Below are 25,613 nucleotides of genomic sequence, written 5' to 3' on the forward strand. Positions count from 1 at the left end.
TTCGACCTGACCAGTCATTTGCATCGGATTTGACCAGCACGATTAGTGGAAATGACCGGCGGAGAACGACCCAGGCTGTGTGAAAACGTTTTAGAGCACGTTTGATAGTCAGGATGGGGCCGAAAATCGCGGTCCTATGCAACTTTTCGGTCTGCTGGTTAACCAAACGCTGGCAGATTTTATGTAGCGACGCAGACTTCAAAACGGCGCATGCGTTTTCACACAGCCTGGAGCCAAAGCGGCCTGTTATGGCAGACAAAAATCGGTCGAGACGGAACTAGGGCTGCGCCTGTAATCTACGGGAATTTCACTCAACTGCTGCTGGCGTACGGTTGTCTACATATCGGCCGGCTAACATGATCAAAACCAGAAAGGATCTCACATGAACTTCGGCGTGATTGCTACAACCGTTTTTTCCTTGGCCGTCCTCAATGGAGCCTACGCGGAAAACGACAAAAATAGAGTATTGGTTGAGGCTCGATGGTATACAGAGGCGTATGTAAAACAGAGTCTCGCCAACAGCAATTCACGTTTATTGGCCTCAACTTTTCACCCGATGGTTACCTATGTTTTCGCTGCGGATGCCCCTGGATTTCGACCAGAAGGTGCAAATTTGCTAAAGAAAGAAGTTTCAACTCTTCAAGGAGACTTTGTGCGGTGGCCCCCCAGGAAGGATGGCAAAACGCTCAAGACGCAGGTGGATGAGATGTGTGTGAGTCTGATTGCCCGGGGACTCAATTCTTTGTACCAACAAACAAGGCAAAGGTCGTTCGCAACGATACCGAGGGATCTTGTGATTGCCAAGATTGAGACGGGAGAGCTGGTTTCTGCGCCGTTGGACCTAGGTCGAACCAAGAGCCGGAATGGAGGGGATATTAAGGTAATTCCTCTTCGGGGAGAGGGAAAAATGCGCTGTAATATCTATAAAACAACGAGAGGTGGCGATGTAATGTACGACATTTCCGTAGTGTTTATTGCAACGGCTGCTTACCAGAGAAGCAACCAAACAGGCAAGCCGTTCGATAGTAATCATCAGCGCAATCAATGAAACAACCTGAGCAGAGTGTCCGCGGGAGGACGAAGCAGGATTTCGTGAAAGGCAGCTGAGGCCGCTTTGCAGCGTGCTTTTCCTCAGCGAGGGTAGCGAAGCTGGAGAACGCAACCATTGCTGACTGGCCACTTTTGGCCGTTCTCTGCCGATCATGGTTACAACGCGTGTTGGTCAAATCCGATGCAATCGCTGGTCAGAACGAATGCAAGTGACTGGTCAGGTCGAATGCAAACGGGTGGTCAAGTGGAGCGCAATTTCGCATAACTCAACTCGCCTTTTTCGACCTGAGCGACGACCGACAATTTAAAGGTCAGCGTGTAATCACGCTGACTGCGCCTTTCTCGCGTACTCATTACTCCCTCCTGAGAATGGGTCAGAAGGTGTAAACCTTATTCAGGACGGGACACAGCTTAGATATAAAGATGTGCACCAGCGCGTCATGGGCGGCGACATCGGAGCAGACAGCGAACAGGGGAGAGTGCCCGGTCTGGCAATTGCCGAAGACGGTGTAGGCAGTTTCTATGGGTTTTTCTAGCGGTGGGTCGAGGACGATTTTCTTCATGTCGAGATTCCATAAGTGGAGCTGACACATTCATCCATTACCACACGAATGGGTGGCAGCTGCACGCGGAGTGGTAAACCGGGGGAATCCCGAACCCGGTAGGCTCGAAAGCCTCCCGCGCACAACTGCCATAGGCCGCATGGGATTGAACCACTCCGGGTTACCACACCCGATCGCTAAGATGTCGGCGACGCGCAGCAGCCTAGAGTCAAGATTTCCCAGGGACGATCAGATGGGCATCGACAGATCGAGTAGGGTATTTCCCAAGACGTCTAAACGGCCAGTAATTTCAGGCATACGACAAAAAATCTGGCACTCATCGCCCCTTGGCCTACGTACAGCAGGTGCACTGCGCATACGTTGCTTCAGTTACAGCCCGACGAGCTTGAAACCTCCTGGCTGGCTTCCTGTAGTGCGCTAGCCACGGCGGCGGCATCATTGGCGGTGTAGACCCGCCCGCCGGTATTTTCTGCGGCGCAATTGGAGCCGGTGCTGACGCTGATGTTGACTACGTTGATTCGCAGTCGTGGTTGTGTCTGGGCAATCTGTTGCGACACTTCACACACGCTCCGTCCGCAACTGTCGCGTCCGTCGACGAACATGACGATCACGCCGTCGCGATCGTGACCGTTCATCTGCCTGGCAGCCTCTTCAAGACTAATGCCCAGCCCGGTACCGCCGGACGGTCGCAGGTGGTTGATCCGCTCGATCAGGTCATTGCGCTGAGACGGATCAAATACGCCATGGTTCACGGGAGTTCGGCAACCATCGAAGGTGACCAGGCGCATGTTGATGCCCTTGTCCAGATCGCCAATCACGCTACCAAGGGCGGTTTTAGCGACATCCATGCGTGTCACTCGCTGACGCTTGTCAGAAGGCAGAAACTCTTCCAGAAACGGCACTTTGCTTAGCAGGCTGATGTACCACTGTTCGTCTTCACGCTTGACCCGGATCCGCGTATCCATCGAACCGGACGTGTCGAGTACAACGGCAAACTCCGACGGCTGGAAAGCCTGGCCTGGTGTACAGGCGGTTGGCGCCGTTGCCGTTTGCCAGTATTGACGTAGCGTGGGCCAGTAGAGGTACAGCCAATACAGCAGAGCCAGCAGCAACAACGCCAGCAACCACGGCCAGAGCACCACACGCCGACGGCGCGCTACCGGGCGCGCAGTGATCGGTTTTGGGGCTGGCGCGGGAATGGCGACAACGGGTTCAGGTGTTTTGGACGACACGGGGGCGGGCTTGGGGGCCGGAGCCGGAGCGGGTTGCCCCCAGCGAATGACCAGTGGCTCGCCATTAACGCTGTACAGGTTGTTCAGGTCCGGTGGGCCTACCAGCGAGTTAAGCGCTGCAGCGGAGCCAGCCTGACCGCGCCTAGCGAGCTCCTGGGCAAGCTGTGCCACGGCGGCCTGACGTTCTTCATAGAGCTGCAGCAGGGTTGCCTGTTGCTGACGATCAAGGCTGGTATACAGGTGCGGTTGGCCTGCCAGTTCCGACCACCACTCCAGTACCCCGTCACGGCCCTGACGCCGTATGGCATACAAGTGGGCGATACTGGGCGGGAAGTGCTGACGAATTACTGCCACCGTCTCCTCAAGCGTTGCGGCTGCCTCCTTGCTGGCCTGTGTATCGCGAACTACTCGCTGCATGTTTGTGCTTCTCTAATTGCAGTTGGCATTGGCGGATACATCCTGACTGGCCTGCTCAAGCGCTACGGCCAACTGCGACGCATTGTTCGCCGAATAGACCTGGCCACCGGTGCTGTCGGCGATGCAGTCCGCCAGGCTGTTGTTACTGATGTTGATCAGGTTGACCTTCAATCGCGGCTGCTCTTGGGCGATGCGCTGTGCCACCTCGCAAACATTGCGTCCGCAGCCGTCGGCACCGTCGACGAACATCACGATCACGCCATCTCGGTCACGGCCGTTCATGGTACTGGCGGCGGTTTCCAGGCTGGCGCTCAGTGCTGTGCCATCGTCGGCAACCAGGCCCTGAATGCCCTGGATCAATGCCGGTCGCTGGGCCAGGTTGAACTCCCCGTGGTCGACCGGTGCGCGGCATCCGTCGAACGTCACGATGCGCATATCGATGGCGGGGTGCAGGTCGTTGACCATTTGCGTCAGGGAGTGTTTGGCCACTTCCATACGCAGCGGGCCGTGAGTGATTTTGGCCATGCGCACAGGGTCTGCGGTCGGGTTTTTCTGGTTCTCGAAGAACCACTGCTCGTCCTCCAGCGTGGCATCGACACTCAGCTGCATTGAGCCGGAAGTATCGAGCACCACGGACAGTTCTGGTGGTTGCATCTTTGGGTCCTTGCTGCAGGCAAAGGGCTTTGCAGGTTCAGTGTCGAACCAACGCTGCAGGTAAGGCCAGCCAAACCACAGTGCTGCCAGAAGTGCCAGTAACGCCAGCAGCGGCAACAGGAGCCACGGCAACCAGATCCATCGGCGGCGAACCTTGGCTACTGGTATCGGCGCGGGTACGGATGTTGCTGCGGTGAAAGGCTCGCCCCAACGCACCAGCAAAGGATGGCCATTGACGCTGTACAGGGTATCCAGATCTGGAGGGCCGATCAGGCGCTGCAAGGCTGAGGCGTCATGAGTTTGCCCCCGTTGTTGCAGCTCAGCGGCCAATTGACGGATGGCGTCCTGTCGCTGTTCGTAGCCATTCAATACGCTTGCTTGCTGCTCGGCATTGAGCTCGCGAAACGGCTGTGGCTGGCCAGTTAGCTCGGTCCACCACTCGCGCGCGCCATTGGAGCCGTCACGCGGGATGGCGTATAGCTGGGCAATGCTGGGTGGAAAGTGCTTGGTGATGATCGCGACAGTTTCTACCAGACCGGTCAGGTCCGATCGCGTCGGCGTGGCATCACGGATAACCCGCTGCATGATGTAATCCTGAAAGAATTCGGCAACCGAAGCTGCCGAGAGGGGGGCTTACTCGTAACCCAGGCTCAACTGCAGGCGGCTGACCTGTTGTTGCAGGGCTTTAAGCTCTTGCTTGCGGGCTTCAACCTGGGCACTGCTGGCGTTTTTTGCCGGTGCACTCTTGGTGGTCTTGAGCTGTTGTTCGAGGCTGGCGACCTGTTGTTGCACGTCACTTTTGTTGGCGTGCTGGGCCTTGAGGTTGGTCAGCAAACCATTGAGCGACTTCTCCAGACTGGCTTGCTGACGCTGTTGCGTGGCCAGGTCCTGGCGGGTCGATACTTGCAGCGCGCTGAGCTCGTCATACACCTGGTTGAACTGGCGATTTTGCTCACGGGCAGCAACCAAATCCTGCTCGCTGTTTCGCACTTGCTCGGCATAGCCACCGCCGTAATCGCAGTTGAGCTTGGCGATGAGGCTGGCGCTGCTGTCGGACGCATTGCACTGCGACGCAGTGGTTGCACAGCCTGCCAGGGACCCTAGCAGCACTGCGCAGAAGCCGATTCGTAGGAACATGGATTATCCTCAGCCCAGAGTAATTGCCGAACGCTGGTTGTAGAGGCCGTCGACCTCTTGCTGCAGCGACGCAACCTTAGTGTTCATTTTGTAAATCTCAGCCTCGACCTTCTGCACTTCCGCCTGGCTGGATCCGCCTTCGCGCTCAAGTTTGGCGACATTCTCAAATTCGGTAACGCGGGCTTTCATGTTGCTCACGTCTTTGCGCATCAGGGCGATGTTCTTGTCGATAGTCGCGATATCTTTTTGGGCCTTGGCTTTGTCGACCGTCTTGGCCTTGATGCCTTGCTGGATGCTCGCGATCTGCTGTTTGTCGTCTTCGATGACCCGCTTCAGTGTGCTGGTCCGTGTGGCTACCTTGGCGGTTTCCTGCTGAACATCAGCGGTCATCGCATTCAGGCGCTGTGTGGTGTTGGAGTATTTGGCGCGACGGTCATCCAGGTAATAGTTGGCACCCATGGCCACACCGCAAGCGGCTACACCGGCGACGGCTGCACAGGCAGCCTTGTTCCCCGAGTTGGACAGCACGCAAGCCAGGATGCCCGTGGCAGCACCTACTGTGCAGGCCTGGAACCCCGAGGCGCTGAAGAATTTGGCGTCGTCACTGGAGGTCAACCGCGGGTCAGCGGTGCCTGTCGTAGTGAAATCCGGTAGCGAGGATCCCGTGCTGGCGCAGCCACTCAGCACCAGGCTGACGGCCATCATCAGGGTGACCCAGATCCGAGAAATACCTGGCTTGATTGTGTTCACGTTAGCTTTCCTTGTTCACGGTTAATCAGTGAATAACGGCCTTGCAGCTGTTAAGCCAGGCGTTGATGTCGATTTTCTGGGTTTTCAGGAACGCCGACTGGTTGGCCCAGTGGGTACGCAGGTAAGGCGTCAGTTCCGAAAGATTTTTGTTGGCGGTGAGGACGCTTTCAAGCACCGGCACCTGAGCCTGAAGCTGCGACTGGCCATACAGCGAGCCGGAGTCCACCAATGAACTGGCGTAGTAACGGCTGAGCTTGTGCAAACGGGCGCTTTGTTCGTCCAGCTTGGTTTTGCGCAGGCCGCAGGTAGGGTCTTCCTCACCCGCCTTGCAGTTGGCGGCGTAGTTCTTCTGCAAGAAGTCCAGGTACTGGCCGTCATCGAGCATTTTGGTGCAGAGGAAGGCGCCCAGATTGAGGCTGGCGCGGATCGCCTGGTCACGGGCTTCCTGCTGTTGCTGGTTGCTTGCCCGCAGCTGGTTTTCAACGGTCTTAAGTTGATCCTTCAGGCCTTGGTCTTGGACATTGGAGGCCAGATCTTCGAGGGCTTTGACGGTGCCTTTTTCTTTCGGATCACCTGAAGGCTGATCACTGCCCAGCTTGCTCCAGCTTTTTTCGATACTGCGCACGCGTTCACGAGAGGTCAGGGTCGGCGACACCAGCACCAAGCGCATACCGTTGGTTTTCTTGGTTACCGGCCCCTCGGCGCTGTAGTAAGGCTCTTCCTGGCGCAGGGCTGTGTGCAACTGGCCCTCGGCGGTCAGGTAGTTACCGCCACGTACAACGTAGCCGCCAGCCTGACCATGCTGACGGTCGAGTTTGTTCAGACGGAAGGGTTCGAACATCATTTCGCTGACGTTACCGAGCATGTCGTGCAGGCCCAAGGGGTTTGGCTTGAGCAAGCCACTCAATTGCAACTTACCGTTGGCCGATTGCGCACCGGCGAACCATTCGTAGGCATTCAGGCCCTCGGGCATCGGGTAGCGGCCATCACGAAATTCGGCAGTGTTCACATACAAGCCGCCCCGGGCAGCAAACTCCCACTCGGTTTCGGTGGGCAGGCGCAAGAAGCCTTGGGCGCCATCTTCACTAGGCAGCTTGGCGGCGGCGTTGGCGCGCAGCCAACGGTTGTACTTGTCAGCGGCTTGCAACGCATCCAGCCAGCTCAGCGAGGCAACTGGCAAGCGCAGCTTGTTCGACGGCGCGGGACAGGTCTCGTCCATCAAGGCTTGATACTGCAGTTGCGTCATCTCGTACTTGGCCATCAGGTAGTAGCGAGATTTTTCACCTTTGGCGCTGGTGAAACTACCGGCGATAAAGGCCGGTCGAGTCTGCTCTACATAGCCCCATTCAGCACTGTCCTGGCCGATGTTGATCGGGAAGTCATCCAGAGGGCCGTCGAGAGGGATCAGCACCTTGCGAAACACCATGGCGCCTTCGCAGGGCATCGGCAGCACAACGTCATCGGCGTCAGGCATCGGGTTGTAGTGCTTCTCTTCCCAGGCCGCTGCTGAAGCGTTAAGCAGGTAACCGAAACTCAGAGGCACAAACAGAAGACGGCAGCAGGCTTTAAAGCTCACGCAAACTCTCCGCAGGTTGGATTCTTATCGCTCGCAGGGCACCGATCAAGGCGACCAGAGCTGCGACCAAGAAGGTTAGAAGCAAGGCCACCAGACCATGCCAGAAAGTGATGTGACAAATGAACGTGCCGGTGGCCTGACTACTGCCCAGCAGGTAGTCGAACAATAGGCTGCCGGCAAAGTAACTGCCCAATCCGCCGAGGTAGCCGACGGCGCTCAGCAGTAAGGCTTGCAGCACCACGTAGCTCGCCACCGCGCTACTGCTGAAACCCAGCAGGCGCAGCACCGCCAGGTTGCGCCGCTTACGGTCGATGTTGGCCAGAAATGCGCCCACCAGCGAGGCAATACAGCCGATCAGAGCGGCACCAGCAATGACCCCGAAAATCAGCCCCAACACATGGTTAATGGCTTTGACGCTATCGATCTCGGCCAGTCGACTGCTGGTCTCAATACGTTGCGCGTTGAGCCAGCGCTCCAGCGGCTCGACGCTATCGATGTCGCGGGCATAGATCCGGGCGCGGGCATAACCGACTTTCACGCCGTCCATTGGTTTGCCGGTGACACTGCCCAGACCGGCGATCTGGTAGCCGTCACGGTAGTACTCAAGCTCAAGCAGCAGTTCAGGACTGACAAACGCCGCCGGGCGGGCAAAGCGCGTGGGTTCCAGCACTGCGCGCACTTGCAGCGTTCGCTCGCCGCGCTCATTGATATCGTCCATACGCCGGGCGACGCGTAAACGGACGCTATCACCGGCACTGGCGCCAAGGCGCTCGGCGGCGCGGGCGCTGAGAATCACCTGGTCACTCTGAAGTGCGCTCAAGGACGACTTGAGCAAAGGATCGTTAGCCTGGGTTGGAATGATTTCGACGTTGTCGGCGAAGCGCCCCCGTTCACCCAGCAGGTCGCCCTGGGTATTCAGGGAGCGGGTCTGGCCGATGGCGAAAGCCACCTGCGGCTGCAACCGCAAGCTGTCCATCCACTGACTGTCGTAGTGGCCGCTGCTGAGCATCTTGATCTCAAGATTGCGCGGATCGCTGAGCAGTTCTTCTTGCAGTTGGCTGACCACTCCATGCTTGAGTCCGAACAGCAGCAACAGCGGTGCGATCACCGCGACCAGTGAGGCGGCCATGCACAGCGTCACCTTTCGATCGTGCCAGAGGTCGGCCAAAGACAGCTGGGAAAGCAGGCCCAAACGCTTATACCAAGGGTTCAAAACGCGTTTCTCCTTCCCCGCTGACAGCACCCAGGCGCGGCAGGCCGAAATCATCGATCAACGCCCAATCGTGAGAAACCACCAGCGCGCTCAAGCCCAGCTCACTGACCAGTTTGAGCAGCAGTTCAAACAAGCGTCGGGCATTGTGCGGATCGAGCGCTGCGGTGGGCTCATCGGCCAGCAGCAGGCGAGGTTCATGGGCAATCGCCCGCACGCAGGCAACCCGCTGACGCTCACCGATGGACAGGGCTTGGGGCAGCTTGTCGAGCAAAGGACCAAGGCGCAATGCATCGATGGCCATGTCCACCGCATCGCTGCGACTGCTAAGCCCGAGCAGGCGCCGGGGCAGACGAATATTGTCGCGCACGTTGAGAAACGGCAGCAGGCCGCCATTTTGCAAGACGAAGCCCAACTGCCGCGAACGCACGGCGGCCAGAGCCGGATGCTGGTCTTGAGCCAGCAAGCGCGCGACATCGAGCGCCTCTGGGCCTAACTGATAACGCTCCAGCGATTGCGGGGCCAGCAGCAGGCCAATGGCTTCAAGCAAGGTGCTCTTGCCACAGCCGCTTTCGCCGGTGATCGCGTAAATTTCGCCCTGCTGCAATTGCAACGTCTCAAGTCGCACTTTGTGCGACTGAGGTCCGTGTCCGCGCTCTACCAGTAGTCCTTTGATGTCGAGCATAGGTCTCAGGGCATCATTTCAAGCGGAACGGGGTAGACGTTGTCGCGACTGTCACTGCCGGGGGCCAGGGACACCCAGCGATCGACATCAGCGTTGTAACGCTGGTAGTGGCGCAGCTTGGTGTTCAGATTGCGGATGAATTTCTCCTGGGCCAGACCATCCAGGCCTTTCCAGGTTTCTTCATCCAGGTTGAGCACTTCACTCTGATACGGCAGGCCATCCAAGTACTCACCCAACATGCCAAGGTCGGCAACACGGGTCGTCGCCCCTTGCTTGAGCTGGTTCGGGTCGGCGCCCATGGTCGCGGCGACCGAACGTAGACGGGTAAACATCTCACTTGGCGAAATCATGCCTTCGTTGGCTGCGTCGACAATTTGCTTGAGCACATCGCTAAGGTCACTGAGCTGGGCCTTGGTCAACAAGACCCGCACATCAGTGGTCGGCAGGTTCTGCTTGATCAGGTCACGGTCGCTGATCCACGCCTGAAACACCGGTGGCGCCTGGGTGCCGGTGGTCTTGCCCAGGTAGGCCAGTTGCATGGCATGGCCAATCAGCGCGGCATCTTCGAGCATCTTCTGCTCGGCCGGATCGGCCTTGGCATTGCTGGCGCTGCCAATGGCGTCTTCACCCAGATAGGCCGATTTGACCTGCTGGGTGATGGCCGCCGCCAGAGCATCGACCTTACGCCCGAAGGCTGCTACATCACCGGCGTTGACCGGGTAGTAGAGCGAGGTGCTAGTGCCTGGGTAAGTGGACAGGGTGCGATATTGGGCTTCGGCGGCGCTGTGGTTCTTCATGCCGCTCGGGGTCTTCAGGTGCAAGGTGTAGAGCGCGATACCAGGGGTGCTGGCTTCGATCTTCACTTGCTCTGCACCCAGACCGGTGCCCGACAGTTTTTCAGTGCCGTCAATGGCCCCGGCGTCGGTGATCAGCACCACATAACGCGCACCAAACTGGCTCCAGTCGACCTTGTCCACGGCGTGCATCACGCCCGCATAGGCATCTTCATCGAAGGTGCTGCTGGAGACCTTGGCCTGCTTGAGGTCGGCCACCTTGGACATGAAGTCGGCACCGTCTTTGACCGTGTTGGGGTCGGCGTACATCTTGCTGACGTACTCAAGCCTGGGTACCGCCTTGGTGCTGGAGCGGTAGGCGACCAGGCCGAACTTGACCTGCTTGCCGAGGTTTTCCTTTTCGATCTGTGCATACACCCGCTTGATCGCTTCGCGAGTGCGGTTGATGTAAGGGTCCATGGAAATGGTCGAGTCGATGACGAAGACCACCGCCGCACTGAAGGCTTTCATCTGCGTCTTGGCCGCGGCGGCATTGGCACCCGGCACATTGTTAGCGGCAGTGCTGGCAGCATCGGCCTTGCTCACCGAGGCGACGTTGAGAATGCGCGTACGGAAGCCTTCTTCGGTCAACACCTCTTCACCGCTGAGCACGGGCAGCAGGTAGAAGTTTTTTTGCAGATCGACAAAATATTCCGGCTCTTGAGCCAGCACGCCGTGCGCATCAACCCCCTTTTTTAGCTGCGCACGCAAGGGGGCGACACGGCTGACAGGGTCCGGGGCATCAAGAATGCCTTCGAGTTGGCTGCGCTCCTTGAAAAACAGCATCCGGTCACGGTTGGCCGGGTTAGTGAACGCCAGGGTCAGCTGCATTTTCCATTCGACAGTGCAATCCCCCGGCAGCCAGCCGATGCTCTTGCCCTGGGTGTCAGGACCCACCCGCAGCCACTCCTGCGCACCGGCGGTGCTGCGCTCGTACACATAGAAGCGACTGAAGGCTGGTTGGGCGGTACCTGCAGCATCGCCAGCAGCATTGCCCAACTTGCAGGTGGGCGTGGTCAGCACCCGCTGGAACAAGGTCTTCTTGCCCGCTTGCAGCAATGGCTGATCAGCCGCCTGTAGCACCGGGCTCAGGCTCAGGGCCAGCAGAGCGGCGCCAAGGGCGCGTAGTTGCAGGCTCATTGATTGAGCTCCTCGAAGCGTTGTTTGGCGTCCGCGTTGGTTGGCTCAAAACCAAGAATGGTTTCGTACCAGTAGGCTGCTGTTGCCACCTCCGGCTCCTTGAAACACTCGCTCGCCTGATGGAACTTGGGGTCATACTCGTGGGCATAGGCGGTGGCGATCTGGATGTCACCATTTTGCGCGCGGTTGGCGTAAAGACGCTGGGCGACTTCGCAATGCTTGTTGGCCTTAGCCACGTTGATCACTTCCAGCAGCGAAGCGCTGTCCGGCGCTTTTTGCAGGCAGCTCTGGACGAAGGCCAACTGATCCTGGCTCTGCATGCTTTCAAGCGTGCAAGGCTGCGTCTGGTCGGTAGGCGTCGGTTGCGGAGTGGTGGGCGGAGCGGGTTCCTCGACCACTGCGGGTTTCGGTTGCTGCATAAACCACCAGATACCGGCGCCAAGCGCCAGCAACACGATCAACAACAGTGGCAGCAGCCAGCGATTTTTCTTTGCCGAGGCAGTAGCAGGTTCAACAACCGGAGCTGGAGCCGGATCTGGAGTCGCCGGTGCTTGGGCGGCCTGCGCTGGCGCTTCGATAACTGGTGCCGGTTCAGGTAGCTGCACTGTTTGCGGTGCCGCAGGCGGTGTTGGCTCTGACGTTTTTACGCCAGTCAAGGCGATCGACGTCAGCAGTCGCTTGTCCAAACGCACCATGGAGGCCTCACTCTGGCCCTGCCCTGGGTTGTTCAGGGTGATGCGGAAGTTGGCACTGCCGCTGGCTGCCAGCAGGGGGTCAATCAGCTCTGGGCCGATATGTGCCTGGAGGGCGTCTGCGCCTTCGGCCAGCACCAGTGACAGTTCAAACCAGTGGGCGACATTGCTCCACTGCTTGCCTGGGTGCAGAAAGTCACGAGACTGACTGCTTTGCAGCGAATACTCCAAACCTTCGCTGGCGCCTGTCCAGCCACTGATTCGCAACCACCCCTGCCCTGGGGTGTTTTCGCTCAACGGCAGCACATCAACTTTGATACCCATGCAATCAACTCGCTTCGAATGTGTTCAACAGGACGGCCAGTTGGCGTCGCTGTTCAGTGGTGATTTCCGGGTCGGCGCCACTTTTGGCGTTTTCCTGAGTAAGCCAGGCCAGGCCAGACAGCCAATCCAAATGAAAGCGTTGCTCTTGATGCGAAGGCTGCTTGGGCAAAATCGGCAGTTCGCCCGGCTGCACGCAGCTGTAGAAGCTGAACAGGGGTTCGCAACTGCCCAGCAAGCTGTTGGGACGCTCGGCAACGGGCTTGGCAAGCATGCCGAACCAGGAGAGGAAGTCACGCATCACCAGCTGCACGGCCAACACCTGACGCTGCACGGTCTGGTCGCGACGTATACCGGCTTGCGCGCGGCGCGTCACGGTCTGGTCCAGTTGCGCCATGAACGTCTTGCTGCGCACCGCGCTGATCAGCTCCTCAGTGAGAGCCTCAACCACGTCATTGCTCAGGCGCAGGCTGTTGAGCAACAGGGTGCGAGTACCCAGATCACGCATATGTTTGATCCAGGCCTTGAGCGCGGCACGCGCAAATCGCTGCTCAGCGTTCAGCCGCTGGATCAGGGGTTTCGGCGCGCTAACAGGTTCGGCCGGCGAGCTGGCGAACAAATTGCCGAACTTGATTGCCGGCGCCTTGTTGGCCGGTGCCTTGGCGCTCTGCTCAGATTCAGCCTCGCCGTCGACGTCCAGGCCCTCGATGTCGTAGACACCGCCCAAGTAAAGCTCGCGTAGCGCTTCTACCGGCAATTGCAGGGCATGGATCAGTTCGCTGATGACATCCGGGTCGGCCCCCAAATGATCAAGCAGGTACTGGACTTTCTGGCGCTTTTTATCCAGCACCTTTTCGAAGTCTTCTTCTCGCCAGAGATGCAGGCCATGTTCTAGCAGGTCGGTGCGACACTGCTGCAGTTGCTCTTCGATGCGAGTCAGCTTGAAATCGATGTTGGCCACGCCCTTGAAGCTGCGGCTGAAGCGACTGATGCCGCCATCGTTGAGTTCAAGCATTGCTTGCCAGGCATCCTGTGGGTCATTCACATGGCGCATGACCGAAGGGCTGGCGGTGAAGCATTGCTGCAACTGCCCCAGGCGCGAGACATGCCGCCCGGTGAATTCGCTCTCTTCGCCGTTGCTCGTGTCGCGCTCGATAAACGCGGTGTCCAGGCGAGGCTTGCGCACCAAGTAGGTGTTGTTGAACGGAACGCCCGACCAGTCTTTCATCCACTCCTGGCTGCCGAAGCGTTCGATCATGGTCAGTTTCATCATGTTCTCGCAGCCTTCAGGCAACTGTCCCTCGCTCAGGCCGAGGGTGTTGCTGATGAAACCGTCGAGCATGGTCAAGGCCCAGATCAGGCCCGGAGCCCGCTGGCCACGCTCTTTGGGCGTCGCACCTTGGGTCTTGTGAATCCAGCGAGTCAGCACGGGGCCGACACTGACCACTTCGCTCTGCTTGAACGAGCTGGTGCACAGCACCAGGGCATTCATTTGCTGCGAGTCGGTGTAGCGTTCGAACAGATAGGCCACCTTGCCACGCAGAATCAGGGTCGAGACTGGGTTGATCTCTTCACTGGCATTCGGGTCTGCGGCATCTTCGATACGCAGCAGCTTCTGGCGGGTGCGATAGCCGGGGAAGTCGAGCAGGTCGACCTGTTCAACCACAGGATCCTTGGGCTGGTTGCTCAAACGGAAGGTCATTTCAGCAGTCAGCGCCGCCAACTGGGCGATGGTCAGGCCGATGCTGGCTTGTGGCTTGCCATCGCGTACCGGCAGCACATTGACTGCCTGATCGCGTCCGGTGCCCAAGCGCCCCAGAATGTCCACGTTCATGATGCTGTTGGCCTGCGTGTAGACGCCGTTGTCGTCTTTGACCAACACGCTCAACGGGGCAAACACGGTGTCCGGGTAGCCCATTTTTTGCAGGCTGCCCACCAACTGCTCATAGACTTCGGTCAGGCGATCTTGCTCGCCCCACAGAATCGAGAACAACTTGGCACGCTGGCGGTAGTTCAGGCGCGGGGCGAGTTTCATCACCCGCGGCCAGTACTGTTCAGCCAGCTTGCGCACCGATTTCTCATAGTTGCCTTTGAGGTAGTCCCACAGGGCGACCACGTCATCGGCGTTGACGCCAGGCTGTAAGTTTTCGGCCTCGCGCCCTTCGAAGTCTTTGAGCACCGCCTGGATGCGTTCGTCAGTGAAGGAGTAGTCGAGCTTCTCCTGATCAAAATCTTCAAACCAGGCATTGGCGAGTATTTTCGCCACTTCGATTTCGCTGAACAGCTTCAGCTCAACCGGGAAATTGGCGTCAGGGCTTGGCTGCGCCCAGCGGCTGAAACGGGTGACCAGGCCCGTGGCTTCCTTACCTAGACCGGTCGGGTTGACATGCTCGATGAAGTCGAGGGTCTTGCCACCGAAATCGGTTTCCAGGCGGCCACGGCCATCGGCGGCCAAGGCGGAAATCAGGTACGACTTGCCCGCCTGGGACAGGCCGAAAAAGCCGATTACCATCGGGGTTGCCGCCGCACGTTGCAGGTCCTTTGCGCGGTTGCGCGCCTGGTGCAGGCGCAGGCTCAGGCCATCGGCCTCGGCCTCGACGCTGGCGGCGTTGCCACGCACCTGGTCAATCCACGTCAGCGCTTGCTCCGCGCCTTGGTGAACGGCGCCCCAAGCGCCCATCAGTTGTTGCTGCTTTGGCGTTAGGTTGCTCATTTTCCTTTGACGTTCCCGCTGTCGAGCCAATAGTCACTGTCACTCAAGTTGCCGGTCGGCATGGTGTTGAGTGAAAGCTCAAGATCCCGTTCGAAGTCGAAGTCGGCGTCCTGAATGTTCGATTTCAGATCGGAAATAATCAGCTTGTCGCTGATCAGTCCTTGCTCGAGCAGTAATTCCGATGGCTCATCGACCGCCAGGCGAATGCGCAATACCGGTACTTCACCGTTCTTGCCGATGGCATTGGAGAAGTTTCGTTTGCCCTGAGACGTGAAGCGCAAGGTGTAGAGCGGCGACGCAGACCAGCGTTCGGCCGCCAGTTGGCGGTAGCCCAGATGCAAGTCGCCACGCATCTCCAACCAAGGGGTGCCACGCTCTTCGCCCTCGCCAACGATAGGCAGCTCTATGCGGCCTTTGTCGGAAGTCAGGTTGTGATAGAGCACGTCGCCCTGCTTGATGACGCCGGCATGGTCGATCTGGCCGAAGTGCTTGATGGTCGAATACGGCTTGAGCGCAGCGCTGCGGAAATAGAAGTTCGGCACACTGTGCTTGGCGCACAGCAGGCAGATCATGGCACCGACCGAGGCGGTACTTTTCGGATCATCAATCAGGCCATTTTTGTGAAACGGATACCAGCCACCAGTGCGGTAGTTCTGTAATGGCAGAATACGACCTGGCGGCAGCGGCAAGCGTTGACGAATGAAGGCCTGGACGCCCGGCAAGCGCGAAGGACGCCCGGTCAGCAGCAAGGCATCGCAGGAGTAATGGCTGATGACCTCGCACAGTTCGGCGAGAATCTTGGTGACGTTGATCTGGCCGCCGATAAACGCGCTGTGGACCAATTCAAGGTCCAGAGCCAACGTTGTACTCAGTAGATGCAGTGTGCCTTCGCGACCCACCTCGCGGCGTACGGCAGCGTTGACGAACTCCAGCACCCCGTCGTTGACCTGTGCCTTGCCCAGCAGTTGCTGCCAGCTCTGTTCGACAACCGGCTGTGGCGTCTCGGGGTCATACTGCTCATAGGCCTTGAGCAGCGCCAGGCCCAGCGGCACGAAGACCTGGAGGTTGAGCTGCTGGCGCAGGATACGTTCCGGGGCGCTGGCATCGCCATTGCCGCAAAGGCGTGACATCAGCGCGTCAGGTGCGTACACCCCGGCATCCTGCAGGGCGCGCTTGAAAGAGGGCAGGATGAATTCCTGGATCACATCCAGGAGGATATCGTCGCCGGCAATCTTGAAACCATCGCGAAAGCGCTGATCGGGCACGATATGCGCGTTGGCGCCGTTACCGCCATTGGCGCCACGGTCCAGGCGGTAGTCGGTGATCACCAGATCAGTGGTACCGCCGCCGATATCGATGGTGGCCAGGGTGATCTGTTCAGTCTCGGTCTTGTCTGGACGTGCCAGCGCCGAGAAAAACTCTTCCGGGTGACCGGCGAAGTTCTCGCTGACCTCGTTGTAGAGGTAAACCAACTGGCCACAGCTGGCCTCGTCCCACTCGACGCGAATGCTTGGCAGCGGCGTGCGCGGTTGGACGGTCTTGTTCTTGAACGGGTTGCTTTCCCCTGCATGCCAGCCAAGGCTTTTCCACACAAGGCCGACGGCTTCGAACACGCGGTTGCTGAGAATGCTGCGCTCGGCCTGGGGCATGCCTGGCGGTACTGTCAGGGTGATACTGTTGAGCAAGCGTGGCACGCGAGCGTGGCCCTGGCGCGAACGTTGCGCCGGGCTGTTGATCTGCGCCAGGGCCTGGGTCACGACCTCGGCCAGCATGAAGGTCATCAGGCTACTGCGCGAGTAGCGTGAGTTGAACACCAGCATGTCGTTTTTCGGTGGCAGATACAGTGCCTGGCCAAGGTCGTTGATCAGCTCCGAGAACGGCGCGGCAATCGCTTCGGGCTCATCGCTGACTTTCTGATAGGTGGTGTTGAAACGCCAGCCGTGGCCGTAGGCGTTCTCATCCCACAGGTAGCGTTTCGGGCTGGACAGACCGGTCGAACCCTCGGTGCCACGGCGGCGGCCGGCAAGGCGTCCGGCTTCACCCCCCACGCGGGCAAGTGTCGGCCACTGAAAGGCGTCGTGACGGCCACTCTTGGTCGAAAAATGATCTTTGCCGAAGTCGGCCACGGCGAATTCGACCCGGCTTTCAAAAGCCTGGTTGTAGATCTGGTCTGGCTCGCTGAGGTCGCGCAGCTCAAGTACATAGTTATTGCGCATACCAGAGCCGGATTGACCATGGTCCTCAATGAGGATGCCGCAGGTGCGCGAGTTGCCGACATCCAGCACCAGGTCAACAGGAATTGGTTGCACGACGCCATGCGCTTCGTTGGCGACCACTTTGATTTCTGGGATCTCTACCTTGGGCTTTTCAGTGCTCTGCTCGGCAGGGACAGGGCGGCGCAACAGGCTCAACAGGTTAAGGTAATGGCCCAGATGGCGATTACCTTGAAGGTCTCTGTCCAGGCGTTCGCGGGTCCATTCCACACGGGCTTCGGTGTACAATTCGGCCAGCCATTCACGGACCCAGCCATTGGTCAGGAACCAGCCATACTCGCGTGCACTGCAGGCCAGCTTGAAGGCGACGCCTGAGCGCACGTCTTCTTTGCTTGGCGCCAGATAGGCCGCACCCACGACTGTGGCCATAATGCGGCAGTCGAAGGCCAAGGTGAGGCGGTGCGTATTGCCGTCGACATCAGCCTCGGGCAGTTTGATCAGGCGCATCCGCGACCAGTTGTTCGGCCCTTCGTCGTAACGGTAGGGCGGCATGAAGCGCAGGAACGGAATCGGCAGCCAGACCCCGTCGAATAGCTTCAGGCTCTCTTCCATGCTCAGACGGAAGTGGTTTTCCTCGCTGGAGTCGAACTCGACTTGAACCACTTTCTCGGGTTCGGGCTCGTAGAAGTCTTTGTACTCTTTGGACCACAATAGTCGGGTCGGAACCATACCGTTGTTGAGCTGCACGAACTTGCCGGCCTGCTCGTCGGGCCCTAGGCGCAGGGCGAAGTCCATGAACTGAATACCGGTATCGCTGATCAGCGTGACCGTATCTTCGAACTGCGTGATTTCAGGCAACATGTTCTGTGCTTCTCGTGTTATTGGCCGGCTTGCTTCATCAGCATCTGGAAGTCTTTGGCACCGTAGTTACCGGCGCAATTGGTGATGTTCTGAGCGCCTGGTTTGCAATTCACTTGGGGGATTTCATAGCTGCTGCCGTCGGCGCAGGATGCTTGACCTTCGCTATTGATCGACAGCGTGCCGGCGTTCATCGTGGCCGCTACAGGTGCGCTGCAGCGCACCCCATCGGAGCGGCTGACGGTGGCTTGGCCTTTGCCATTGTGAATGTCGTATTTGAGTCGCAGTGGCTTGGCGGAACCCACTTCCTGGAGGCCGGCACCGTTCCAGTTGCCGTTGAGGAAATCAGCCGCGCCGTTGCCTGCATCGGCGGGAATGACCACATCGCTCGGCTGTTGCGGGCCGTCAGCAGGCAGCTCGGGCGGAGCGGGTGGTGTCTGCTCGGCGGGTATCTGGGCGGGTTCTTGATTGCCAGGCAATGACGCGGGTGCAGCTTCAGACTGTGATTCTGATGCTGGTGCAGTACTGGCCTCAGGTGCGCCGCCTGGCGGCGCTGCGGCTGAGCCGGCCTCAGGTGCGCCGGGCAGGTTCTGGCCAGCCGCTACAGCGCCACCTTCAGGTGGGTTCACGCCTGTGCCATTGCCGACCACAGCCCCTTGATCGACAGTAGGTGCACGATTAGTCGTTGTCAGACCATGAGTGGGCGCGCCCTGGTTGGATAAATCAACCTGCGGCAAACCGCCAAAACCCAAGCCTGGCCAGCAACCGCGCAGACCAAACAGCAAAAACGCCAGTAACAGCAGCAAGGGCAGCAGCCAAAACAAATGCCGCCACCAAGAGCGCTTAACGACTTCATTGGCCACTGGCACAGCCGCAGGTGGTAGGGCCAAAGGGGCTACTGGCTTGGGAGCAACAGGATCGGCGGCTTTTGCGGTGTTTGGGTAAAGGCAATGCAGGGGCTGGCGGCTGCGTTCGGCGCCAGCATGAATGAAGCCCCAGAAGGTCAGGACCGGTTTGCCATCAACCAGGTAAACGTAGTTTTCGTCGGGGAAAGGCACCACACAGGTTAGCAGTTTGCCGAACACCGTTCGGTCGCCTTGCGCACCCGGCTTGCGCCCTAGCACTAGCTGTCCATTGGCATCCAGGCCGAGTAGCTCATTGCTTAGGTCTGCAATTTTACGCTGCAGCACTTCCAGTTGCGCGCGTGCAGGCTCTCGCTCTTCTTCGGTGGCGCTGCTCCAGGGAATAACGTCACCGGGACGCTCGCTGTACCAATCGATGTTGCTACCAAGCTCATCGGTTTTGGGAATAGCAAGGTGCTCGACCAGTTCGGGATGGTCGGGATTTTTTCGCCGAATTGCTTCGCGAAGCTGAAGTGCAGCGCGGTAAACCGGTTGACCCGTTTCGCCCAGCGCGGTGAATTGTTCACTTTTGCCACTGCGTAGCAATACTCCGCGCATCCTTGCCCTACCTTTTCGATCTTCCAATAAGCATCGGGCACCCTCTATCTAGACAGGTACCCGAAATTTGCAGCAACACTAACGGCAAAGCGGAGGGGCCGTCAATTTAAATGGGTGGCTAATTGACATTGCTTGATGACAGCGTGCACAAAACGGGTGAGCTCAGTAATTTTCCGGCGGTTTGAGGTGAAATTGCGCGAAGTTCACGCAACTATTTCCGGCATTCTTGCTCTAGCAGTTGATAGCATTTCGCTCCCAAACTAGCTGTAAACTCTGCAACGCCCCGCGGTGCGTGGCGTGTTCATTGATGACGCGTTGAGAGGATAGAGAATGAGTCTCTGGGATGACCTGAAAAAGAAAGCCACCGACGCCAACCCCGAACTGGCTGCCAAGGCAGCACAGGCGTTGAGCAAAGCCAAGGAAATGGCGGTTGAGGCCGGCCATAAGGCTGCGCCGGCACTCAAGGAGGCGAGCGAGAAAGCAGCCGCCTACGCCAGCGAACGGACCCCAATCCTCAAGGCTCAGGCACTCAAGGCCATCGACGACGCCAAAGTCCGCCGCGCCGAGATCAAAGAGCGCGCCAAGCACGACAAGGCTGCGCGCGACGAAATGATCCGCACCATGTACGACGTCAGCCTATCGGCCGAAGACCCGAACTTCATCGATGAGCCGTTCAACCATTACGACCGCCAACTGTGCTTCTTTGTCGTCAGCGGTCAGGTACTGGACAGCCAGAAACGCAACCAGACTCACCTGAGTGCCAGTCATTCGCACAGCTCCGGTGGCGGCTATATGATCAACGGCTATGGCTCGACGGGCAGTAGTTCATCGTCGATGCATGTCAGCAGCCACAATATTCAGGAACACGAGTTTTGGGTTCAACTGGCGGATGGCAAGGAAGCCTGCTTTCAGTTCGCAGACAGTAACGTTCGTATTCGCGAAGGGCAGCACATCAGCATGTTGTTTGCACGCCCCTCCGACAGCCAGACAGGGACGATGGTCGCGCTCTACAACCACAACGCCGGGGCGAACTACAGCATTTGCTCAGCGGCGGAGATCAACCAAAGGTTCAACCTGTATATGGTGGAGCCTGGATTGTTCAATCGAACCGAAGTGACGACTACTCGCAGCCGCCTGTTGCAGGAGCTGGAGCGGCGCTTGGGGCAATTGGCAAAATATTCGGCATTACACGGCAATGTCGCGGTGCGGGGTCAATTGATCGAAGGAAACGCTCAGCCCTAGTTCAACGTCGGATACTTCGCCGAAGAACACAGAAGACCAAAAAGACGTAGCAAGCATGTGATAATCCAAATGCCTAATTGTATTTTTATCTTGGATAGTCTGAATCTGATTTTTATAGCGTGGCTTATATAAAGGATATGGCGACATGCCGGGTTGGCTAAGGGACGTCCAAGGCTGGCCCTCAAAAATTGGCCTAACATCATCCGGCGACCCAATTTCACTTATTGGATTGATCGAATATATCTTCGGGAAGGACGATTTACGTTGGCTTTCCATGGCCAAACTCCCACATGAATCGTTGACGGCGCAATGCCACTACTGACACTACCGTTTAGCGCCTAAACCGTAAAGGACCGAAGAGGATAAAGGATGCTGACGCGCTGAAAAAGGCTTATGAGGCGACTATAGCCCCATTTGAAGCGACGCAAAGGAAGCCCGGAATCCAACCCTTGAGGCGAAAGGGGCTTCAACGCGCAAATTCGTCATGAACGGACAGGGGCGAATTGATGTGTTGTCGCCGGCGACACCAGGAAATGTAGAACTGAGAACAAACTGAGGATATTCCAAGAGGTAGAACTGCACTTTATCGAATGATAACGATATTTAAAACAATGACTTATTTTTCGATTCGACTCCTGGTGCCGCACCATACAAAACGAAGCCCTCGTAGAAATACGAGGGCTTTGTTGTTTCTGCCGTTTGATCTTTTATGCGACTAGGGTGTTCGGTCAGTCAAACTCCGTCGACTCAGAAAGCCCCTCCCAAGCATCAATCTCCGCCTCAAGCCGCGCAATTTTCTCCCGCACCAACCTCACCGCATCCTTACCCAATAACAAATGAACCGGGGGTTTCTCCGCCGCCACCAGGGTCAACAATGCCTGCGCTGCCTTGTGCGGATCTCCCGCCTGCTTACCACTCTTCTCTTCACGCGCCTTGCGGACCGGATCGAACACCGCGTCGTACTCACTAAAAGCGCGGCCCGATCGAATCATCGAGCGCCCTGCCCATTCGGTACGAAACGAGCCCGGTGCCATGGCCGTCACGTGGATACCCAGGCTTTCCACTTCTTTGGCCAGTGCTTCACTGACGCCTTCAAGGGCGAATTTGCTGCCGCTGTAGTAGGCGATGCCCGGCAAGGTGATGAAGCCGGCCATGGAGGTGATGTTGACGATGTGCCCGCTGCGTTGCTCACGCATGCCGGGTAGAACCGCCTTGATCATCGCGACCGCGCCAAACACGTTAACGTCGAACTGGCGCTGCATTTCCGCCAACGGCGACTCTTCGAGAATCCCCTCATGACCATAACCGGCGTTGTTCACCAGCACGTCGATCCGGCCTACTTTGCGCAGGATTTCGGCCACCAACGGATCAATTGCCGGGTAATCGGTGACGTCGAGCACGAATGCCCTGGCGCGATGGGCGTCCAGCGCCTCGAACGCTGCACGTTCGGATTCGCGCCGCACCGTGCCGACCACCGTATGCCCCGCCGCCAGCGCTGCTTGCGAAAAGGCCAGGCCGAAGCCTGAGCTGACGCCGGTAATCAGGAAAACCTTGTGGACGTGGGTGTTCATGGTGCGTTCTCCAAATGAAAACGCCGTCGATCGTGATCGACGGCGCTGCGGACAGTCAGGTCAGGTCTTAGTGACCGGCGCTCTGCCCACCATCCACGTGCAGGATTTCGCCAGTCACAAAGTTGGCGCTGTCCAGGTACACAACGGCCTGCGCGATGTCGCTGATTTCGCCCATGTGGCCGACCGGGTGCAGAGCGCCCAGTGCTGCGTGGGTTTCTTCGCCGTGCATCGGGGTTTTGATGATGCCTGGGGAAACCGCGTTCACCCGAATGCCGCGCTTGGCGTATTCGATGGCCAGGGATTTGGTCGCCGCGTTCAGGCCACCTTTGGTCAGCGAAGCCAGTACCGATGGCACGCCGTCGATGGCGTGATCGACCAGGCTGGTGGTGATGTTGACGACGTGGCCGCTGCCTTGTTTTTCCATCTCGTTGATGGCGAGTTGGGTGATGTAGAAGAAGCCGTTCAGGTTCACCGACAGCACATTGGCGTAGTCTTCTGCGGTGTACTGGGTGAACGGTTTGGCGACGAAGATACCGGCGTTGTTGATCAGGGTGTCGACGCGGCCGAAACGTGCGATGGCTTCTCGGATGACTTTCTGAGCGACTTCCGGGTTGCCGATATCGCCGGCCACAGTGAGGATGTCCGGATCGGTGGATGGCTTGATCGAACGCGAAGTGGCGACAACTTTGTAATCCAGATCACGGAATGCCTTGACCATGCCTGCGCCGAGACCTTGGGAGGCGCCAGTGATAACGATGACTTTTTTCGAATTGCTCATGATGAACCTCTACTGATAAATAATGGTTTAAAAAGTAATGAATCAAGCTTCGGCGGGTTCCTTCGCCATTTGTCTCAACATCTGCTCGTAGTACTCGACCGACTGTGAACCCGACACCAGGTGACGACCGTTAAGCACCATGGCCGGAACCGAATTGATGCCGTGTTGCTGGTAAAACGCTTCAAGTTCACGCACTTCTTTGGCGAACGCGCCGGACGCCAACACGTCTTGAGCCGCTGCCGCATCCAGTCCCGCTTCTGCTGCCAAACGAACCAGCGTCTCGCGATCGCTCGGGTTCTGGCCGTCAGTGAAGTAAGCGCGTAGCAGGATCTTTTTCAGTGCAACCTGCCGCCCTTCCTGCAACGCCCACAACAGCAACCGATGCGCATCAAACGTGTTGTAGAAGTGGCTGCGCTTCTCCAGATCGAAGGTGAAACCGATGGCCTTGCCGCGCTCAATCTGCATGGCTTTACCGGCGGCGACGTCTTGGGCGGTGCGGCCGTATTTGCGCATCAAGTGCTCGACGGCTTTCTCGCCTTCCGGCGGCATGTTCGGGTTCAACTCGAAGGGCTTATAGGTCAGCTCTACCGAGACTTCACCGGCCACGTTCGCGATCGCCTGCTCTAACGCCGTCGCGCCCAATGCACACCAAGGGCACACCACGTCGGAAATGAAATCGATGGAGACGGATGCAGTCACGACTTGCCCTCCTTCTCAGCCAGTTGCTTGCGGTACTGGGTGGTGGTGATGCCGGCGTAGCCCCAGTTATCGGTGTCGACTTCTTCGATCACGATGTGGGTCAGGTGCGGGTCTTTCTTGAGGACGCGTTGCAGTGTTTCAGTGATTTCAGCGATCACCTGAGCTTTCTGCTCAGAGGTAACGCCATCGCGGGTAATGCGTACGCTTACGAAAGGCATGAGGAAGATCTCCAGTGACCTGCTCATCGGGATGATGGGTAGGTGTTGGAGCTCAATGTAGGAGTTTGGGGGGTGGGGATAAAGGTGGGGGCGGGAACATCATTCGTTACGTGGTGTAATGACTAGCTCGAGATATGCGCTGAAAAAATGGAACAGTGATCTTTAAATGGCCAGACTGGTTACGTGAAACAAATCTGGCCTTTCCCTAGTCCTAGACTGCTTGCAGGTCACGCAAAGCCTCAGGATGCTGACTCGCAACACGCAGCAGCGTTTGCGCCGCACCCGTCGGTTGCCGACGCCCTTGCTCCCAATCCTGCAACGTTCGCAAACTGACTCCAATCAGTTTAGCGAACGCACTTTGAGAAATACCCACTTTGGCACGCGCTTCAGCAGCTGCTGACAGCGGCACCTCTGTCACGCGAGCCGCTTTGCCGGCTTTCATTTGACGTACAGAGTCCAGCAAGTCCTGCTGGAATTGCTCCAGTTCATTGACCATTGCTGATTTCCTCCTTCAGTTGCTTAAGGAAGGCTGCGGGTAAATTGTCGAATTTCGCCTTGGTATAGGCGATAAGCAACCAGATAGAGCCTTCAGAAAGCGTGTTGTAGTAACTAACACGTGTACCACCTCGTTTGCCCATGCCGCTACGGGACCAACGAACCTTGCGCATACCAACGCTGCCAGGAACCACATCGCCGGCCAACGGGTTAGCCGCCAGCCAGGTAATGAATTCATGACGTTCGCCATCGTCCCAAATGGATTCAGCGTAACGCTTGAAAATTTCGGTTTCGATAATCGTGAAAATGGGCCCGACTGTACGGCTTTGCCGTACAGCTGAGCAATGCTCGATCGTCTGATCTCTGCCCTGAAATTTTCCACCCACGCCACCACCTAGCCACGATTGCGCATCCGCAGCCCTCAAGCTACCTTCAACCCGTCGCTGCCAATTCAGCGACCGGGCCTGAGAACCCGGGTAATATGTAGGCGCACGAGCGCCCCAAATCACGATTGTCGGCGTTTTTTTGTGCCTGCATTTCCGTGTTATGGCGGCTGTGCGTGGGAGACCTTCGGGTCTGCCGGTTTCCTACATTTCCGGTTCTCAGCCTGCGCACAGCTGTCACCCATTCGCCTGAGAACGAACGTGGTAGCGCTCACTTAATGTAGGAGATTGCTAATGCCCGGTATCAATCCGTTCAAATTTATTTCTGCTTCACTGGTCACCACCCACCATCGCCCAAAAAACGGAGGTGCCCAATGACCAACCCTCAAGATCTAAAAACCATTGGCCTGACTCCCTTCTCCTATCACGACAACCAACCTCTATTCCGAATCAATCGGGATGTCCCGATCATCCGAGCGCTTCACCACGCATCAGATCTGCTCCACATCTCCAAATTGCTGGCATCAGACGCAGCCATGATTCGCGATTCCGACCGGCATGCCTGGGCGTCGCATTTTTTACAGGATATGAGCAAGGCAATCATTGATGATGTGGCGAAGGTGCTTGATGCGCCGGGTAGCAACTGCAGCCAGTGACGTTGTCTCTAAATCGCACGCATAAAAAGCCCCGAATCAATCGTAATGCTGTTCACTTAAGCGCGCT

22 protein-coding genes are annotated in these 25,613 nt (G+C 57.9%); 3 read left to right on the forward strand and 19 right to left on the reverse strand.

Annotated elements, in window-relative coordinates; translation table 11 throughout:
* Positions 1-382: 382 nt before the first annotated feature.
* Complete coding sequence (locus ACM6I5_RS07750; RefSeq protein ID WP_149416711.1) at positions 383-1,048, forward strand: hypothetical protein; 666 nt, start codon at positions 383-385, stop codon at positions 1,046-1,048.
* A gap of 376 nt (positions 1,049-1,424) precedes the next feature.
* On the opposite strand, the gene ACM6I5_RS07755 is transcribed toward ACM6I5_RS07750, so the two are convergent.
* The 13 genes from ACM6I5_RS07755 to ACM6I5_RS07815 all read right to left on the reverse strand — a co-directional run bounded on the left by ACM6I5_RS07755 (position 1,425) and on the right by ACM6I5_RS07815 (position 19,504).
* Positions 1,425-1,613: a hypothetical protein gene (locus ACM6I5_RS07755; RefSeq protein ID WP_149416710.1), complete on the reverse strand. Its 189-nt coding sequence runs from the start codon at positions 1,611-1,613 to the stop codon at positions 1,425-1,427.
* Between the two features lie 365 nt (positions 1,614-1,978).
* Positions 1,979-3,262 (reverse strand): VWA domain-containing protein, encoded by a 1,284-nt coding sequence (locus ACM6I5_RS07760; protein WP_149416709.1) that lies wholly within the window; start codon positions 3,260-3,262, stop codon positions 1,979-1,981.
* Positions 3,263-3,274: 12 nt separating this feature from the next.
* Complete coding sequence (locus tag ACM6I5_RS07765; protein WP_414883493.1) at positions 3,275-4,501, reverse strand: vWA domain-containing protein; 1,227 nt, start codon at positions 4,499-4,501, stop codon at positions 3,275-3,277.
* 48 nt (positions 4,502-4,549) lie between these two features.
* A complete protein-coding gene (locus ACM6I5_RS07770; RefSeq protein WP_414883494.1) occupies positions 4,550-5,053 on the reverse strand; it encodes a hypothetical protein in 504 nt (167 codons plus the stop codon).
* A 9-nt stretch (positions 5,054-5,062) separates the two neighbouring features.
* Complete coding sequence (locus ACM6I5_RS07775) at positions 5,063-5,803, reverse strand: hypothetical protein (RefSeq protein WP_414883495.1); 741 nt, start codon at positions 5,801-5,803, stop codon at positions 5,063-5,065.
* A 25-nt stretch (positions 5,804-5,828) separates the two neighbouring features.
* Positions 5,829-7,277 carry a formylglycine-generating enzyme family protein gene (locus ACM6I5_RS07780; RefSeq protein WP_414883507.1) on the reverse strand — a complete coding sequence of 483 codons (1,449 nt, stop codon included), beginning with the start codon at positions 7,275-7,277 and terminating at the stop codon, positions 5,829-5,831.
* Positions 7,278-7,368: 91 nt separating this feature from the next.
* Entirely contained in the window at positions 7,369-8,592 is a 1,224-nt protein-coding gene (locus ACM6I5_RS07785; protein WP_414883496.1) for an ABC transporter permease, read from the reverse strand.
* Positions 8,576-9,274, reverse strand: coding sequence for an ABC transporter ATP-binding protein (locus tag ACM6I5_RS07790; protein ID WP_414883497.1), 699 nt, complete (start codon positions 9,272-9,274; stop codon positions 8,576-8,578). The genes ACM6I5_RS07785 and ACM6I5_RS07790 overlap by 17 nt, the downstream gene beginning before the upstream one ends.
* A gap of 5 nt (positions 9,275-9,279) precedes the next feature.
* Entirely contained in the window at positions 9,280-11,247 is a 1,968-nt protein-coding gene (locus tag ACM6I5_RS07795) for a vWA domain-containing protein (RefSeq protein WP_414883498.1), read from the reverse strand.
* Complete coding sequence (locus tag ACM6I5_RS07800; RefSeq protein ID WP_414883499.1) at positions 11,244-12,263, reverse strand: hypothetical protein; 1,020 nt, start codon at positions 12,261-12,263, stop codon at positions 11,244-11,246. The genes ACM6I5_RS07795 and ACM6I5_RS07800 overlap by 4 nt, the downstream gene beginning before the upstream one ends.
* Before the next feature lie 4 nt (positions 12,264-12,267).
* On the reverse strand, positions 12,268-14,973 hold the full coding sequence (locus ACM6I5_RS07805) for a putative virulence factor (protein WP_414883500.1): 2,706 nt from the start codon (positions 14,971-14,973) through the stop codon (positions 12,268-12,270).
* Entirely contained in the window at positions 14,970-18,047 is a 3,078-nt protein-coding gene (locus ACM6I5_RS07810; protein ID WP_414883501.1) for a virulence factor SrfB, read from the reverse strand. The genes ACM6I5_RS07805 and ACM6I5_RS07810 overlap by 4 nt, the downstream gene beginning before the upstream one ends.
* Positions 18,048-18,064: 17 nt before the next feature.
* A complete protein-coding gene (locus ACM6I5_RS07815; RefSeq protein ID WP_414883502.1) occupies positions 18,065-19,504 on the reverse strand; it encodes an SrfA family protein in 1,440 nt (479 codons plus the stop codon).
* A 330-nt stretch (positions 19,505-19,834) separates the two neighbouring features.
* Between ACM6I5_RS07815 and ACM6I5_RS07820 the strand changes: the two genes are divergently transcribed.
* On the forward strand, positions 19,835-20,746 hold the full coding sequence (locus tag ACM6I5_RS07820; protein ID WP_414883503.1) for a hypothetical protein: 912 nt from the start codon (positions 19,835-19,837) through the stop codon (positions 20,744-20,746).
* Between the two features lie 728 nt (positions 20,747-21,474).
* On the opposite strand, the gene ACM6I5_RS07825 is transcribed toward ACM6I5_RS07820, so the two are convergent.
* The 6 genes from ACM6I5_RS07825 to ACM6I5_RS07850 form a co-directional block, all read right to left on the reverse strand.
* Positions 21,475-22,317: an oxidoreductase gene (locus ACM6I5_RS07825; RefSeq protein WP_414883504.1), complete on the reverse strand. Its 843-nt coding sequence runs from the start codon at positions 22,315-22,317 to the stop codon at positions 21,475-21,477.
* Between the two features lie 67 nt (positions 22,318-22,384).
* Positions 22,385-23,095 (reverse strand): SDR family NAD(P)-dependent oxidoreductase, encoded by a 711-nt coding sequence (locus ACM6I5_RS07830; protein WP_017335962.1) that lies wholly within the window; start codon positions 23,093-23,095, stop codon positions 22,385-22,387.
* 42 nt (positions 23,096-23,137) lie between these two features.
* Positions 23,138-23,794 (reverse strand): DsbA family oxidoreductase, encoded by a 657-nt coding sequence (locus ACM6I5_RS07835; protein WP_017335961.1) that lies wholly within the window; start codon positions 23,792-23,794, stop codon positions 23,138-23,140.
* Positions 23,791-24,012, reverse strand: a complete 222-nt coding sequence (locus ACM6I5_RS07840) for a tautomerase family protein (protein WP_017335960.1) — start codon at positions 24,010-24,012, stop codon at positions 23,791-23,793. Before ACM6I5_RS07840 ends, ACM6I5_RS07835 begins: the two co-directional genes overlap by 4 nt.
* 211 nt (positions 24,013-24,223) lie before the next feature.
* Positions 24,224-24,508, reverse strand: a complete 285-nt coding sequence (locus ACM6I5_RS07845) for a helix-turn-helix domain-containing protein (protein WP_017335959.1) — start codon at positions 24,506-24,508, stop codon at positions 24,224-24,226.
* Positions 24,498-24,815, reverse strand: coding sequence for a transcriptional regulator (locus tag ACM6I5_RS07850; protein ID WP_414883508.1), 318 nt, complete (start codon positions 24,813-24,815; stop codon positions 24,498-24,500). The genes ACM6I5_RS07845 and ACM6I5_RS07850 overlap by 11 nt, the downstream gene beginning before the upstream one ends.
* Positions 24,816-25,264: 449 nt before the next feature.
* Between ACM6I5_RS07850 and ACM6I5_RS07855 the strand changes: the two genes are divergently transcribed.
* Positions 25,265-25,546 carry a DUF3077 domain-containing protein gene (locus tag ACM6I5_RS07855; RefSeq protein WP_017335958.1) on the forward strand — a complete coding sequence of 94 codons (282 nt, stop codon included), beginning with the start codon at positions 25,265-25,267 and terminating at the stop codon, positions 25,544-25,546.
* Positions 25,547-25,613: the final 67 nt, after the last annotated feature.

Origin of the sequence: Pseudomonas sp. IT-P171 (assembly GCF_949767765.1) — a bacterium.
In the GTDB taxonomy this organism is placed as follows: Bacteria; Pseudomonadota; Gammaproteobacteria; order Pseudomonadales; family Pseudomonadaceae; genus Aquipseudomonas; species Aquipseudomonas fluorescens_B.

What these genes read in the sequence shown, in the direction of transcription:
- ACM6I5_RS07750 (WP_149416711.1), top strand. Translation starts at nt 383, where the DNA reads ATGAACTTCGGCGTGATTGCTACAACCGTTTTTTCCTTGGCCGTCCTC.
- ACM6I5_RS07755 (WP_149416710.1), bottom strand. Translation starts at nt 1,613, where the DNA reads ATGAAGAAAATCGTCCTCGACCCACCGCTAGAAAAACCCATAGAAACT.
- ACM6I5_RS07760 (WP_149416709.1), bottom strand. Translation starts at nt 3,262, where the DNA reads ATGCAGCGAGTAGTTCGCGATACACAGGCCAGCAAGGAGGCAGCCGCA.
- ACM6I5_RS07765 (WP_414883493.1), bottom strand. Translation starts at nt 4,501, where the DNA reads ATGCAGCGGGTTATCCGTGATGCCACGCCGACGCGATCGGACCTGACC.
- ACM6I5_RS07770 (WP_414883494.1), bottom strand. Translation starts at nt 5,053, where the DNA reads ATGTTCCTACGAATCGGCTTCTGCGCAGTGCTGCTAGGGTCCCTGGCA.
- ACM6I5_RS07780 (WP_414883507.1), bottom strand. Translation starts at nt 7,277, where the DNA reads ATGCCTGACGCCGATGACGTTGTGCTGCCGATGCCCTGCGAAGGCGCC.
- ACM6I5_RS07790 (WP_414883497.1), bottom strand. Translation starts at nt 9,274, where the DNA reads ATGCTCGACATCAAAGGACTACTGGTAGAGCGCGGACACGGACCTCAG.
- ACM6I5_RS07795 (WP_414883498.1), bottom strand. Translation starts at nt 11,247, where the DNA reads ATGAGCCTGCAACTACGCGCCCTTGGCGCCGCTCTGCTGGCCCTGAGC.
- ACM6I5_RS07800 (WP_414883499.1), bottom strand. Translation starts at nt 12,263, where the DNA reads ATGGGTATCAAAGTTGATGTGCTGCCGTTGAGCGAAAACACCCCAGGG.
- ACM6I5_RS07805 (WP_414883500.1), bottom strand. Translation starts at nt 14,973, where the DNA reads ATGAGCAACCTAACGCCAAAGCAGCAACAACTGATGGGCGCTTGGGGC.
- ACM6I5_RS07810 (WP_414883501.1), bottom strand. Translation starts at nt 18,047, where the DNA reads ATGTTGCCTGAAATCACGCAGTTCGAAGATACGGTCACGCTGATCAGC.
- ACM6I5_RS07815 (WP_414883502.1), bottom strand. Translation starts at nt 19,504, where the DNA reads ATGCGCGGAGTATTGCTACGCAGTGGCAAAAGTGAACAATTCACCGCG.
- ACM6I5_RS07820 (WP_414883503.1), top strand. Translation starts at nt 19,835, where the DNA reads ATGAGTCTCTGGGATGACCTGAAAAAGAAAGCCACCGACGCCAACCCC.
- ACM6I5_RS07825 (WP_414883504.1), bottom strand. Translation starts at nt 22,317, where the DNA reads ATGAACACCCACGTCCACAAGGTTTTCCTGATTACCGGCGTCAGCTCA.
- ACM6I5_RS07830 (WP_017335962.1), bottom strand. Translation starts at nt 23,095, where the DNA reads ATGAGCAATTCGAAAAAAGTCATCGTTATCACTGGCGCCTCCCAAGGT.
- ACM6I5_RS07840 (WP_017335960.1), bottom strand. Translation starts at nt 24,012, where the DNA reads ATGCCTTTCGTAAGCGTACGCATTACCCGCGATGGCGTTACCTCTGAG.
- ACM6I5_RS07845 (WP_017335959.1), bottom strand. Translation starts at nt 24,508, where the DNA reads ATGGTCAATGAACTGGAGCAATTCCAGCAGGACTTGCTGGACTCTGTA.
- ACM6I5_RS07855 (WP_017335958.1), top strand. Translation starts at nt 25,265, where the DNA reads ATGACCAACCCTCAAGATCTAAAAACCATTGGCCTGACTCCCTTCTCC.